Source organism: Mesorhizobium sp. B4-1-4 (genome assembly GCF_006439395.2).
In the GTDB taxonomy this organism is placed as follows: Bacteria; Pseudomonadota; Alphaproteobacteria; order Rhizobiales; family Rhizobiaceae; genus Mesorhizobium.
The window spans coordinates 3,003,235-3,017,649 of record NZ_CP083950.1 but is presented as its reverse complement, the minus strand read 5'-3'; the positions used below and the strand labels follow the sequence as shown (position 1 = coordinate 3,017,649).

Sequence of the window (14,415 nt, the reverse complement as noted above, 5' to 3'; positions counted from 1 at the left end):
CTGGCTAGCTCCCTGGAGCAGTCCATCCGAGTTCCCGGCCTGTGCAATAGGGAATATGGCATAGCGCGCAACTTCGGAGAGTTCAGAGACGGATCCATTGCGACCGTTGCGACGCATAGAGCCGGGCCCATGCCTCCTCGTGTTCACAAGCCTTTTCAAGCCGGGTACGGCAGGTTACCAATCATTATAAGACAATTGCAAAAGGCCGCCGCATGACCGAGGCCCTTGGGTCCTTGCAAGATTGGTTCCACCAAACGGTTCCCCCGGTGCTCTCATGGTGGCTCGGTTCGATCATGACCGGCGTAGCCCTGTCGCCGGCGTTTGCCCTGGTTCTACTGCTGATGTCGATTCTTTGTGCGGTGCTTGGAAGAAGTATCGCCATCATGATCGTTTCCCTCTGCTTCAGCGCGAATGCCGTTGCACTGTGCGGTCTCGTCCCTACGCAGCCTTTGAGAGGCGGGTTGATCGTCCTGGTAATGTTGGGCTTCGGATTGTTGGCGTCGGCCTTATATCGTGAGCGGGGCAAGGTCGACAAAATGTATCAACGACTGGAAGCCGCTCGAAAAGAGACTGAGGAAATAAGGGGGCTTCTGGATAATGAAATCAAATGGCGCAAGGCATCGGAATGACGCCGCCGAGGTTGGTAGCGGACCGCACCGTTGACGGCCATTGAATTGCACCTTGGGGCTGAACCATGTCGTGGCCAGGCACCATGACGCGCCTCGCGGGCTGGCGGGTGTCGGCCTGTCGGAATTTCCAGGCTCATCCCCCGAGAGCAGAGGAAGGAAGCAAACAGGCAGCTGCCAACGCCTGGCGGGTGGGGGGAAAGGCGTTGGCAGCTATCAGGGCGCGCATGCTCACCCCGATCACCCCGTCGCCCCCCGCAATCAACGACGACGGAACGCTATTCGATCATTCTTCGTTCATGGCCCGCTTCATCTGATCGGTGAATGGCTTGACCAGGTAGGAAAGTGCAGACCTTTCCTTCGTGTGCAGGAAGACCTCGACCGGCATGCCTGGCACCAGTTGCTTGCCTTCGAGGCCACTGTCATCGACGATCGCGATTGTTGAAAGGTAATAGGCCTGGCCGGTCTGCGCGTCGACACTAGCAGCCGCTCCAACAACGTTGACGCGCCCGCCAATCTCGGGTGTGGTGCGCTGGTTGAATGACGAGAAGCGCAGCCTCACATCCTGGCCCGTTGATACCTGGTCTATATCGGTCGGTGCGACCCGAGCCTCGATGACAAGTTCGTCACCGCCAGGCACGATTGACATGACGGTTTCGCCGGGCGCAATCACCCCGCCCACCGTGTGAACCTTGAGATCGTTGACGATTCCCGAAATCGGCGCCCGCAGCTCCATGCGCGTGAGACGATCCTTTGCGGCGACGATACGATCGTCCAGCTCGGCGACTTTGGCCTCGACGTCGCGCAATTCACGCTGGGCATCGGTCCTGACCTGCTGGTCCAGTTCAATCATCTTGAGATTGACCTCGCTGATCTGGCCCCTGGCCCGCGCTATGTCGGACTCGACCTCGGCGATATGGCCGTCGATCTTGATCAGGTCCCGTTCCAGCGTGCGTGTCTTGTCGCCTTCGATGAGCCCCTTGCGCAACAAGGGCGCCAGGCGGCCCAGATCTTCAGCCACAAGGGCACGTTCGCTTTTGCTGGACGTCTTCTGCGCTTCCAGGCCTCTGATCTGTTCCTCGTACTGTTCGATCTGCGATGCCAGTTGCGCCTTCTGAGCCACACGCGTGGCCCGGTTATTGGCAAACAGCCGCTGCTCGCCATCCACGATGGCGTGCGGATCGACATCGGCTGCAAAATCGAACGTGATCTGGTCCAGATCGTCGCGCTCGGCGCGCAAGCGGGCGGAGCGTCCCTGGAATTCCAGAAACTGGCCACTCAACACACCCAGCTCCGCCCTGGTCTGGGTTTCGTCGAGACGGATCAAAACGTCACCGACTTTCACCGCATCGCCGTTGGCGACTTCGATCGCGCCGATGATGCCGCCGTCGCGGTGTTGAATCATCTTCAACTGCTTTTTCGAGGTGACTTTACCCTGTGCGATGATCGCACCCGACAGGTTTGCATTGGCCGCCCAACCTCCGCAGCCCAGAACCAAACCCAATGCCAGGAGGCCGGAAACCGCCACCCTGGAGTGAATGGTGTAATGTGGCCGACGCGTCTTCTTCTCAAGATTCTTGTCCACGCTTTACTCCTATCGTCTGCGCGGTCGCCTATGCCTGACCAGGCATTGCGGCGTCGTGCTTTGCTTCAAGAATGAAGTCCTGGGCCGTCAGTTCGTGATGGCCGTCCAGGGCCAATGAGAATTCATCGTCCGGGTCGCTGTCGAGATTCCCGGAGACGAGCGTGACTTCGTGATCAATGTCGAGCGTTTGAAATTTGAAGACCACCGCCCCTAGATCGGCTGGTGCCGCCGAGGCCGCGCCGGCAAAGAACAGTTTGTGGCCTGCAAAGTCATTGAGATCTTCGGAAATGCGCGACAGATCGATGCGGTCTCCGGCATGGAAATCCATTATCAGGTCGCGCGGCCCGCCCTGGTTTTCCAGGGATTGAAGCGACTGGAACACGAACAGGTCACTGCCGCCGCCGCCCACCATGACATTGACGGCATCGTTCGCCACCAGCGTGTTTCGCCCATGGCCGCCCACGATGCTCTCGATTTCAAAGATATGGGCCTCTTCGATGCCATCGAGGAAGACGAGCCCGTCCGGCAGGTCCACAAGGGTGTCGTGGGCATTGGCGGAAAGATCGAGCGTATCCTGGCCCGCGCCGCCATCCACGATATCGATCCGGACGTCGTTGCAAAGAACAATGACGTCATCGCCCGCGCCGCCGTCAATGTGGTCGAGACCTGCGCCATCGCTCAGATGATCATTGCCGTCGCCGCCGCTCATGGTGTCGTCACCGGCGCCACCAATGAGCGTGTCATCGTCTTGCCCGCCGTCGAGCACATCGTTGCCGTCGCCGCCGTCCAGCGTATCGGCGCCCGCATCACCATGGAGCGAGTCGGCGCCGTCGCCGCCCAGCAAAGAGTCCGCGCCGTCGTCCCCGGCGATTGCATCGTCACCGCTGCCGCCAATCAGGAGGTCGGCCCCAGCGCCGCCGTCGAGAGCATCGTTACCATCGCCGCCGTCCAGCGTATCGGCGCCGTCTTCGCCTTCCAGCACGTCACTGCCCGTGCCGCCGTCGGCGACGTCGTTGCCATCGCCACCATGGATCTGGTCCTGGCCCTCGCCGCCGAGAAGCAGATCGTTGCCCGCATCGCCATACAGAATGTCGTTGCCCTCGCCGCCGAACAGGGAATCGTCGCCATGACCGCCAAAAAGGACGTCATTGCCGCGGCCGCCCCAGATGACATCGTTGCCGTCGCCCCCGATGAGCCGGTCGTTGCCGTCGCCGCCGTGGATCGTATCGTTGCTTTCGCGCCCATAGACGACGTCATTGCCGCCGCGGGCATCGATCAGATCATCGTAAGGGGTTCCTATCAGCACATCGTCACCCTCGGTGCCGGCCGTGGATTCACCGGCGGGCTCCGTGACTTCGAGGTGAGCGCTCTGCTGGATGGTCTCGACGCCGTCGCTGATTTGATAATGAAACGTGACGGCTCCAATCTGGTCGTGCTCGGGCGTATAGAGCCATCGTTCCAGTCCGATGCGGCGAAGTTCACCACTATCGGCCTCCAGCGAGCGCACGATCAAATTGTCCCCATCCGGGTCGCTGGCGCCGTTCAGCAGTTCGCCCATGGTGATGATGACCGACAGGTTCATCATGCCGTCGGAAAGAAAGACCGGACCGGTCAGGACCGGCCGCCGATTTGACTTAGTCGGTCCTGGCGAACCCTGGCCGGGGTCGGTTTGGCCGGGCTGATTTCCTTGTCCCCCGCTGCCGCCCGGCTGGCCGCCCGGGCCCGACCCGCCGCCGGTTTCGCTCCCGCCATGGCCCGGCAAAACGCCACCGGGAGGTGAGGATCCCCCACCACCATTGTCGTTGCTGGCAACGGGTGGCGGCGGGGCACCATGGCCGCCCGGACCGTGGATGCTGTTGCCGACGCCAGCGCGAACGTTCGGGTGCAGCCCTTGCACGCCCCAGGGCCGATGCGGCTGCCAGACGTCGAAATTGAGGTCGCTAACATTGACGCCTATGGGTTCGGCGAGACTTCGCAGATAGTCCGCGACATCGCCGATCTTCTGTATCTGCGTCACGACCGGATCGCCCTCGGCGTCGGATGGGTGATCGTCGCCCTTGGTGGTCTGGTCGGCATGTCCGCCCGGGTTTTTGTCGGGGACGTTCTGGTCGCTCTCGAATATCTTTTTCAGGAGTGCCGCGAATGCACCGATCAAGAATGGAAAGGCAGAGACCGAATTGACGCGCGAGCGTGCATCACGCAACTTAAAACGGTTCTTCGGAGCGTCGAGCTCCTCGTGGTTGGGCAGTCCAAGTGCGAGCCGATCGTCCATTTTTCGCTCGTCAATCCTTTTGCGCGGCCGCAACGGCCGCCGCGGCGCGCACCTTGCCGCCAGAGCTAGGCGTTGGAGCGGCGCGCGTCTTGCCAGCTGAGGCAGGCACCGTGGCGACGCGCGCCGGTTCGCGGATCAGCTCATCCTTCGGGCCTATCGCAACCAGCTTGCCGTTCTGTATCAGCCCGACGAGATCGACCGCTGCCAGGGCACTCGGGCGATGGGCAATCACAATGGCGATGCCACCACGCTGACGAACGCCCTTGAGCGCCTCCGTCAAGGCGGCCTCGCCTTCGGCGTCGAGGTTGGAATTCGGCTCGTCCAGCACGACAAGGAAAGGGTCGCCGTAAAGAGCGCGAGCAAGGCCGATGCGCTGGCGCTGGCCGGCCGACAGGGAGGTGCCGTTTGGCCCAAGTTCGGTCTGGTATCCCTGGCTGAGCCTGACGATCATTTGATGGACACCGGCGGCGCGCGCGGCGGCAACGATCCCGCGCGCGTCGGCTTGCGGATCGAAGCGCGAGATGTTCTCGGCGATCGTCCCCTCCAGCAGAGACACATCCTGAGGCAGATATCCGATATGGGCACCAAGTTTATCGCTGTGCCACTGATCGAGATCAGCATCGTCGAGCCTGATCGAGCCGCGCAGCAACGGCCAGACACCGACAATGCTTTTCGCCAGCGATGTCTTGCCGCCGCCGCTTGGGCCGATCAGGCCCAGCGCATCGCCGGCCTTGAGTTCGAAAAAAACGTCGCTCAGAAGAACCGCGCCGGTGTGGGGCGCAACGACGGTTGCTTTTTCCACTTTCAGCGTTTGGCAAGGCGCCGGAAGATCGATAATCCGGGCCTCATCATCCATAGCCGCAAGGGTTTCCTTGAGCCGGCCAAAGCTTCGGCGTGCAGCGACGAAACCCTTCCAGTTGCCGATCGCCATGTCGATGGGAGCGAGGGCGCGCGCCGAAGCGACCGAACACGCAATGATGGAACCCGATGAGAGTTCTCCTTTCATCGTGAGATAGGCGCCAAGGCCCAGAAGCGCCGATTGCAGCATCATGCGCAGCACTTTTGCCAGGCCGCTGAAGGACCCCGTCACATCGCTGGTCTTGGTTTGCAAATGGAGATGTTTGTCATTGGCGGCTGAAAAGCGCGACACGGCACGCGAGCCGAAGCCCATTGCCTTGAGAATATCTGCATTGCGCGCATGTGCGTCGGCGATGTTCGAACGCGTGATGGCGGCGCGGTGCGTATCCTTGACGACATTTCTCGTCATCACTTCTGTAACGACGGTCAGGGCGATGAGGACTACGGCGCCCGCGAGTGTCAGCAGTCCGAGCATGGGGTGGAGGAGATAGACGAAGCCCAGGAAGAGCGGCATCCAGGGCAGGTCGAACAGGGCGATAGGGGCCTGGCTGGATATGAAGCCGCGCACGGTATCCACGTCCCGGCCCCGCTCGAGCGCTTCCGACGTGGAATAGCCGTAGCGCGGCATCTCGATAACCACCTGATGGGCCAGCGGGGCCAGCCTGGCGTCGAGGCGCGCACCATAGCGGACGAGAATCTGGGACCGCAAGACGTCGAACAGGCCCTGGAAAAGGTAGAGTCCGATGGCCAGCACCGAGAAGGCTATCAGCGTGGGCACGCTGCCGCTGGGCAAGGCCCGATCGTAGATCTGCAGCATGTAGAAAGAGCCGGTCAACGCCAGAAGGTTGATGACACCGGAAAGGCAGAGCAGAAAGACTGCAAGCCCGCGACAATTGCCGATGTATTGCGACACATCGGGAGCAGAACGGGTGCGTTTCTTTTGGGTACTCATGAAAGCCCACCTCAACCATATTGAACTGTCTGCAGACTTGAACGGCCGCCAGGGATTGCCCCCGGCGGCCAGAACGTTCAGGCGAACTTGAACGAGGTTCCGTCCAGGTCGTGGTGGCCGGCAACATCGATGCTGAAGTCGGCCGCGCCGTCACCGTTGATCTCGCCCTTGACCAGCGTATGTTCACCGTCCGCGGCGGTCTGGTAGCTGACCATGACCTGGCCCGCCGAAGTGAACCCGGCTCCGGCAAAGAGGACGAAGGACTGGTGGCCCGCCGCACTCGTGTCGGCGTCGATCATTGACAGATCGATCTTGTCGCCCGGCTGCAAGCCAACGATCGTATCGCCATTGGCGTCGGCTGCCGACCCGAACACGAAGGTGTCGCTGCCAAGCCCGCCATCCATTGTGTTGGCGGCGGCGTTGGCAATGATTGTGTCATTGCCGGAACCGGCGATCACGTTCTCGAAGCCGAACACCGTATCCTGACCGCTTTGCGCGCTCGAGACACTGCCGTGGTGCAGCAGCCCGTTGCCAAGATCGATCGTCAAGCTGGCGCCGATGGCCGCGTAGTCGAGCGTATCCTGCCCATCCTCGCCCCAGTAGACGTCGTCGCCATCGCCAACATTGGCGATGATGTGGTCGTCGCCGGTGCCGGCATAGACAGTGTCGTTGCCAGCTCCGCCTTCCACGACGTCGTTGCCCTCGTCGGCAAATATTCGGTCGTTGCCGCCGTCGCCGAAGATCATGTCATGCCCGGCGCCGCCGAAGATATTGTCGTTGCCGGCGCCACCGAAGACGACGTCGTCGCCGGCGCCAGCCTTGATGAGGTCGTCTCCGGCACCGCCAAGCAGCGTGTCCGCGCCGTCATTGCCCAAGATGATGTCGTCACCCTGGCCACCGCTCAGCACGTCCGCATCGGGCCCGCCGATCATGACGTCGTCACCATCGGTGCCGAGATGGGCATCGCCGCCGGGCACCGGCGCATCCCCGCCGTCGCCTTCTCCCGCGGCGGCCGCCGTCAGATCCAGCGAAGCCGTTTGGTGGATGGAAGCCTGGCCGTCGCTGATGTCGTAACTGAAGCTCACCTGGCTGGTGTCGTCGGTATCGGGTGTGAAGGTCCAGCCATCGGGCCCCTGGGTGACAGTTCCTGAAGACGGCGTGAGGTTGGTCACGGTCAGGGAGCCGCCATCGGCATCCGAGGCTCCGGCCAGAAGCGTCGCCGCGGTGATCAGCATCGCCGTGTTCGCGCCCAGCGGGGGCAGCACGATGGCTCCGTTCACGACCGGCGCACGGTTCTGGTGCTCGTTGTCGTCTTCGTCGTCGTCGTCACCTTGTGAGGTGTCGCCTCCGTTGCCAGGCGCATTTTCGTTGCCGGGCACGCCATTGTCGACGACGTCCTGGGGACGCAGGTTGCCAATGACATGGTTCGTCCCGCCGGCACCATGGAAGATGATACGGTGATCGGAGGTCAGGCCGGAGATATCGACCGTGTCGTCGCTTTCGCCGCCGTTGACCGTGATGGTGGAGTAGTTGAGGTCCGTGGCCGCGAAGTTGCCATGGATGACGACCGTGTCGCCGCCCGTGGGGCCACCATCGGGTCCACCATTGTTGTTGTTGGCAGTCACGTTAAGCGTGTTGACCGTGATCTCGTCGATATTGTCGAGTTCCGCCGCGACCGTGGTCACGCCGCTGACCGTCCGGGTGATGACGATCTCGGTGTCTGTGGCAAAGCTCGTGCCGAGCAGACTTGCCAGGCCAGCATTCTGGCCATCAGTCATCGCGTAAATGTCGAAGGTCTCTGCCGAAGCATTGCCATTGACAACGAAGGTGTCGCCGCTGCCGCTGCCGCCGTCGATGGTATCTCTGCCGCCCAAGGCGTTCCAGGTGAATATGTTGTTGCCACCGTTGCCGACAAGGACGTTGTTAGCGCTGTTACCGACAATATTCAGGCTTGAGCTGCCGGTCAGGGTCGCATTCTCGACATTGGCAAAGACCGAATCGTTGAGATTAAGGCTCGAATTGGACGACGTGATCGTGTCGGTGCCACCGCCGACGTCCTCGTGTACGACGTCCCTGGTGCCGCTGATGTCGTCGATGACATAGGTGTCATCGCCGGCGCCACCCGTCATCGAGTCCGCACCCGTACCTCCGTCGATATAGTCATTGCCGCTGCCGGTCACGATCGTATCATCGCCGTTATTGGCGAAGACGATGTCGTTGCCGCCATTGCCGTTGATGGTATGGACGCCTGTGCCACTGGTGCTGTCGACGATGATTTCAGAACCCGCCGTGCCGGTAAGATTTCCACCGTTCTGGTTGGAAACAGTCACTGTCGGGCGGCCAACATCATTCGAACCGACACCGCTGCCATAGTATCGGAAGGTACCGCCATAGCCGCCGATTTGACCGCTTGTTGAATCCTGGATCGTGACGGACTGGTTGCTATTCGAGTGTGTCGGCGACCCGTTGGCGAGCTCCGAGCCTCCGTTCACGCCGCTGATGCTGAGAACCGAGTCCGGATCGCTGTCATTGGCCAGCAAGGCCCAGTCCGGTACAGTGAACGACGTCGTGCCATTGTTGGTCAGGATAGTATCGTTGTGAAGCGTCGCCGGATCGTCGACAGGCGTCACATGCACCGTCGTCGTCGCCACGGGGCTGTTCTTGAGACCATCGCTGACCGTCACCTGGATGTGCCGATTGGCGCCGGTCGGATTGTCGTTGGTCGGGTTCGAGAAGGTGATCGCCTCAAGCGCCGTCCGGTACGCGGCCAGAGTAGCAGCCCCGGTGAGAGTGACGAGGCCGGTGCCGTTTCCGGTTGCGACAATGCCAGACGGCAAGACGCCAACGTTGAGCCGATCCCCGACGACACCGTCGGTCAGGACGATCTTCGCCGAAACCATGTTCGTGTCGTCCGGGTCGGTGATCAGCGGCGTCGACGCTATTGCGGCCGGCGTGAGCTGTTCCGTGTAATTGGTCGAATAATCATTGCCGGGAAAAGTGTCGACCGTCTTGGTGGCGGTGACACTGATGTTATCGATCGTGACAATATCGCTGCTACTGTTCATCGAACTGGCCACGAAGTAGAGCCGCGAGCTCGATCCGAACGTTCCTGTTAAATCGAAACTGACCTGCCCGACCGCATTGGTGTTTTGGTCGATTGTATAGATCGGCACATCGCTGCCGCTGGGCGGGCTCCCGTTATTCGTCAGGTAAACTTTCACGGTCTCATTACTGCCAAGGCCAGACTCCGAAACCTGGAAGCTGACGTGAGCGGTCCCGTATCCATTCAGGTTGACGCCACGAGAGATCGACGCGCCGTTATATGGATTGTTGAAGCCCGAACCTGGCCCGCCGTTAATCTGGAGGGCTCCGCCCGAACCGTCGAGCCCGGGAGAAATATAAAGAATTTGGCCCGAACCAGAGTTGGTGTTGTTGCCATCGCCGGACTCCAACCACGATCCGCTCCAACCCGAGCCTCTCCCATAGGGATTGTTGCTTGGGCTGCCCGAAAACGTGTCCGTGGCGGAAAAATTAGTGGTGGCGATGTTTGAATGCAGGTCCAGCGTCGGGGCGATGTCGAAATAAGCCTGGATGTTGAAGTTGTGGTCGTTGGCGAAGTCGAGATACTCGACCCCAACCAACAGATCAGTGCCATCGGATGCTAGGACCGTGCCGTCGGCCAACGTGCGATCGCCGACATCATCGTGGATCTTGACCGCGAACACATTGCCCCAGTTCGCATGGGGATTTGCCACTATCGCGCCGTTGGCGTCGAGCGCCGTCAACGTGTAGTCGCCAACATTGCCGGTGTAGATTGCGACGTCATGGTCTCCTGCCGCACCAACGTCCGCGCCGAGGACCAGGTCCTTGCGGTCATGGGTCTTGAGCATTTCGGTGAAATGCTTGGCGAAGCCGGCCGCCTCGCCGTGGCCGAGCAAGCCTCCTATCAACGTGGTGTCACCGTTCAGCAACCCGTGCAGTGCGTTGCCGTTCGCATCGAACTGCGGCAGCTCGGGATGATCTTCCAGATAGCCGGAATAGTGCCCGATCAGCGCGTCGAGACGGACGGAGTCGCCGACGATGACGTCGTCGCCACCGTTGCCGAGGCTGCCGGTCTCATCGCCAGCGCGGGTACCGAAAGTGTCGTTGCCGCCACCGCCTATCAGCCAGTTATCGCCTGACTGCACGCCTTCGGCGTCGACGGCACCGGTGTCGGCGCCGATGATGGTGTCGTTGAATTTCGAGCCAACAACGCCCTCGAGGTCGGTCCAGAGCTGGTTGAAGGGCTCGAAGGCCGTTCCGCCAGGCGCGCCGGTCAGGTTGACGTTGCGCAGGTCGGCTGCGGTGTCGAGCACGATGCTGGTGTCGCTGAAGGCCGCCATATCGAAGCCGGTGTCGCCCAGCGCTTCATCGCTGTCGCCGGTCTGGGCCGCCTGGCCGATGCCGCCGAAGAAGATGTCGTCGCCATGCTCGCCCTTGAGCTGGTCGGAACCCGAGCCGCCCGACAACATGTCGTCGCCTTCACCGCCGCGCAGTTCGTCCGGGCCGTCGCCGCCGAACATGATGTCGTTGCCCGAATCGCCGAAGGCCAGGTCGGTGTCGCCGCCGGCGTCGATATAATCGTCACCCTCGCCGCCATAAAGTTCGTCGATACCGGCTTCGCCGTACACCCTGTCATTGCCGTGGCCGCCGATGGCGACATCCAGCCCGCCGGCGCTGGTGCCGGCATAAATGATATCGTCGCCGGCGCCGCCGTCGAGGAAGTCCTCGATGTCGCCCCCGTAGATGACATCCTGGCCATCGCCGCCATAGATGTGGTCGGCGCCCGCCTTGCCGTCGAGCACGTCGTTGCCCTTGTCGCCATAGATGGTGTCGTCGCCATTACCGGCATCGAGCCAGTCGTTGTAGTCGGTGCCGGCGAAGGTTTCGTGCGAATTGTAGCCCGAAGAGGGCGTCCCGTCGGGGTTCTCCCCGACGTCGGGCCGGAAGTCGGCGATATAGGTATTGCTGAGGCCAAGATCGGCATTGATCTTCGTGAGCAGCGTACCGTTTCCGGCAGTGCTGTTGCCCGAGCCGGAATAAATGCCGTAGCCCGTTGCAGTGCTGGTGCCGGTGACCGCATGGGTGACAGGATCAATCTTGAAACCGTTCGTCATCCCAGCATTGGCCGCGAGTGCCGCAGTATACATCGGCGCGAGCTCGAACGTATGATCGGACCAGCCCATCACGTCGCCGTTGAGATGCAACGCCCCCGTCGTGCGTTCGATGATGTCCTTGAACTGCTCCGTCGTGATGGCGTGACCCAGGTCCGGATCGATATTGAGGGCGAGACCAAGCCGGTAGAGGTAATAGAAGCGGTCGCCATCCATCAGCCGTTCCATCTGGTCTTCGAAGATGGCGTTGAAGGTGGTGCCGAGCTGGCCTGTGAACACATGCAGTTCCGCCAGGCCGCCCATCCAGAAATCGATATGGTTGTAGCCGTCGTCACCGCCATTCAGGAAAGCCACGGCCTGCTGCAACGTATAATTCATGGCATCGGGGGTGCCTTCGATAATGGAGCCATCCTCGAGGCCAACAATTGCCCGGGCTTTGGCGAGATCGCCGTCGAAGGAATAGGCCGCGATGAAATTCACCAGGGATTCGGGATGCTGCATCTGAGAGCCGAACTCAGCCCAGCTGGTGTATGGATTGAGGGCATCGACGATCAGATTGGTGTGGTGGGGCGTCGCCGGATCGGCGAGCCGCTCGGCAACGAGCGCGTCATGCAATTGGCGGCGCACTTCGTTGAGGGTTGGCATGCCGACATCGCGGCCGCGAGCGATGTTGATGGCGGCGAGATCGAGCGGCTGGCCGAGCAGCGTCTGCTGCATGGCCGGGGTGACGAACTCGTCCACTTCGTTGGTAAGTTGCTGCGACATGCCGCGCAGGATGTCCTCGGCGCCGGTTTGGGCGTAGGCGGTCGGGTTGAGGAACGCAGCCTCCAGCGCCCATTTGGTCACAGTGCCGTTGGGGTCGATGGCATCAATTGTTTCACGCAGCTGGGAGTGTCCAAAGCGGAATGCGGCCTGCGAGTATTCGAGCGAGATGTCCGACTTGATGTCGTTGTCGTAGGTCACGAACTCCGGCAGGTCGGGGGTCACCAAGCGCGCGTACTGGTCGATCGCGACGTGCTGGTACTCCATTTCGTTGATAAGCTTGGCCGCCTCGAACATCTTGTCCTGGTTCCAGGAAATTGAACCATCGGCGAGCGTGTAGTTGTGGTTCGCGTCTTCGTAGTGACCGTTGATCAGGCCGATGCCATTGGCAACCACGTCACCGCTGTGTTGCGTGACCGCGACCTCATAGCCGTGGCGCGCATCGACATCGGGCGACGCCAGCACCATCTTCTCGAGGTTGATCAGTTGCACATTGTGGTTGGCGTGGAAGACATGGTGGATGGCGGTGAGGCCGAAGTTTTCGTTGGCACGTCCGTCACCGGCGACGTAGTGGTCGCCGACCGACGCCATCATTATCTCGCTGACTGCGCCGTAGATGTCATCGGTCGCAGTTATGCTGAAGTTCGAGAAGTCGACCCAAAGCGCCATGGCATAGGCGCCGGTATACGCGACATTGGCCTGGAGCGGCCCCATCGCCGCGTTGAGGGTGAGGGTGAGGTCGTTGCCGACGAGTCCGAAGGAACCCAGACCGTTGTTCGAAACCCATTGGCTGAGGGTCGCGATGGCCGCATCCACCTTCGCCGCGGCGTTGGTATCCCAGTTCGTCCCGGCGTTCCCGTCATTGGGATGGAGCCGGCCGATGTCGAAGCGCGGATTCATGTCGAGCAGCAGCGCTTCGCCCGTGTAGTTGAAGCCGCCTGGAACGCTCCCGTTGGTGTCGATGACGTGACCCTGAGCATCCCGCGCACGCAGGTTGTTAATGTCGTCCCACGTCAGGTCGTCGCGCATGGTGACGCGCAGGTGCTCGCGCAGTTCGTTGAGCGTGGGCAATGTTCGGGTGGTCTGGCCGACGCCAAGGCCGGTCAAGGAGGAGTCGTCGAAATATTGGCTGTTGTAGGCCTGGGTCTGGTGCCCGTCCAGCAACTCCGCGCCCGCGATGTAGTGGCCCGGATTGTTGGGATCCTTCACCCATTCGCGCAGGATGTAGGTGGTCTGCGAATCCGAGCCATAGCTCTGGCTTTGGTCGATGTAAGGTGAGGTATGGTTTGTGTAGGACGTCGTGGCCGGCTTTACCATTGCCGCGTGAACATCGTCGCCGGTCCCATAGACGCCGTCAGCGCCGGGGGCGCTCAGGTCGTCTGGTGTGCCCCAGACGTTGTCCGCTCCGGCTATCGAGATCGGGCGACCGTGATAATCGTCCACGGTGTATCCGTCCGGCGTGGCGCGCGAGATCGTGATGGTTGTGTTGCCAGGGTCGCTTGGCCCATTTGCCATCGGAGCTCGGTACAGAGGATCGGAAGGCGACAGCGGAATGATGATCTTGGAGCCTTGGCCGCCTTTGCCGATGAAATCGAGACCATGGTCAAAAAATTGGCCGAACAAGGTGAAGATACCGCTGGTCGACGGGTCACCCGGCAGCGTGTTCAGGTTTCGCACCATATATTCGGTGATCGTTTCAGTCGTGCCGCCGACGCCGTGGACATTCTCGGACGTCACCACATCGGTGTAGACACCCGTTCTGATCATGGCGCTGGCGCCATCGGGCACGACAGGGTCAAACGTGCCGCCGAGGCCAAGGCCGGCGTAGTCGAAGACCGCAAAGCTGCCATCCTGCGGAGAGCCCAATGACATGCTGATATGACCGTTCGCGTCGATGGCGACCACCGCGTCGGGAACACCGCCAATATGAGGATCGCGCAGGGCAACCTGCATGGCCTGCATGGCACTGGCTACGGTCGCCGGCGGGTTGACATTGATACCGACCAGATTGCCGTTGGAAGGATCCGCTCCGATATAGAAGCTGAAGGCAACCAGGCCAGCGCCGGTGCTTACGATCATCAGCTCGCCAGGAAGCATGGAGACTATCGCTGGATCCGTGCCAGCGAGAACGATGCCGGTGGCAGTCGCGGCACCGGGCGCACCATACGAGGAACTGATCGTCTGGGTGATCATGCGCGGCGTGTAGT

Annotated in this window: 5 protein-coding genes and 1 pseudogene; 1 reads left to right on the top strand and 5 read right to left on the bottom strand. The window is 61.4% G+C overall.

Going from position 1 to position 14,415, the window contains the following annotated elements; translation table 11 throughout:
- The first annotated feature begins 212 nt into the window (after window positions 1-212).
- Complete coding sequence (locus tag FJW03_RS14550; RefSeq protein WP_140611923.1) at window positions 213-629, top strand: hypothetical protein; 417 nt, start codon at window positions 213-215, stop codon at window positions 627-629.
- Between the two features lie 283 nt (window positions 630-912).
- Here the strand turns inward: FJW03_RS14550 and FJW03_RS14545 are convergent, their stop codons facing one another.
- The 5 genes and pseudogenes from FJW03_RS14545 to FJW03_RS30350 all read right to left on the bottom strand — a co-directional run.
- Window positions 913-2,211: an HlyD family type I secretion periplasmic adaptor subunit gene (locus tag FJW03_RS14545; protein ID WP_140761599.1), complete on the bottom strand. Its 1,299-nt coding sequence runs from the start codon at window positions 2,209-2,211 to the stop codon at window positions 913-915.
- Window positions 2,212-2,239: 28 nt separating this feature from the next.
- Window positions 2,240-4,483 (bottom strand): cadherin-like domain-containing protein, encoded by a 2,244-nt coding sequence (locus tag FJW03_RS14540; RefSeq protein ID WP_140761597.1) that lies wholly within the window; start codon window positions 4,481-4,483, stop codon window positions 2,240-2,242.
- A gap of 10 nt (window positions 4,484-4,493) precedes the next feature.
- Window positions 4,494-6,293 (bottom strand): type I secretion system permease/ATPase, encoded by a 1,800-nt coding sequence (locus tag FJW03_RS14535; RefSeq protein ID WP_140761595.1) that lies wholly within the window; start codon window positions 6,291-6,293, stop codon window positions 4,494-4,496.
- Window positions 6,294-6,370: 77 nt separating this feature from the next.
- Entirely contained in the window at window positions 6,371-11,824 is a 5,454-nt protein-coding gene (locus tag FJW03_RS30355) for a cadherin-like domain-containing protein (RefSeq protein ID WP_413466507.1), read from the bottom strand.
- A 243-nt stretch (window positions 11,825-12,067) separates the two neighbouring features.
- Window positions 12,068-12,793 (bottom strand): annotated as a pseudogene (locus tag FJW03_RS30350) (peroxidase family protein); the annotation flags it as partial.
- Window positions 12,794-14,415 lie beyond the last annotated feature (1,622 nt).

What these genes read in the sequence shown, in the direction of transcription:
- FJW03_RS14540 (WP_140761597.1), bottom strand. Translation starts at nt 4,483, where the DNA reads ATGGACGATCGGCTCGCACTTGGACTGCCCAACCACGAGGAGCTCGAC.
- FJW03_RS30355 (WP_413466507.1), bottom strand. Translation starts at nt 11,824, where the DNA reads ATGAATTATACGTTGCAGCAGGCCGTGGCTTTCCTGAATGGCGGTGAC.
- FJW03_RS14550 (WP_140611923.1), top strand. Translation starts at nt 213, where the DNA reads ATGACCGAGGCCCTTGGGTCCTTGCAAGATTGGTTCCACCAAACGGTT.
- FJW03_RS14535 (WP_140761595.1), bottom strand. Translation starts at nt 6,293, where the DNA reads ATGAGTACCCAAAAGAAACGCACCCGTTCTGCTCCCGATGTGTCGCAA.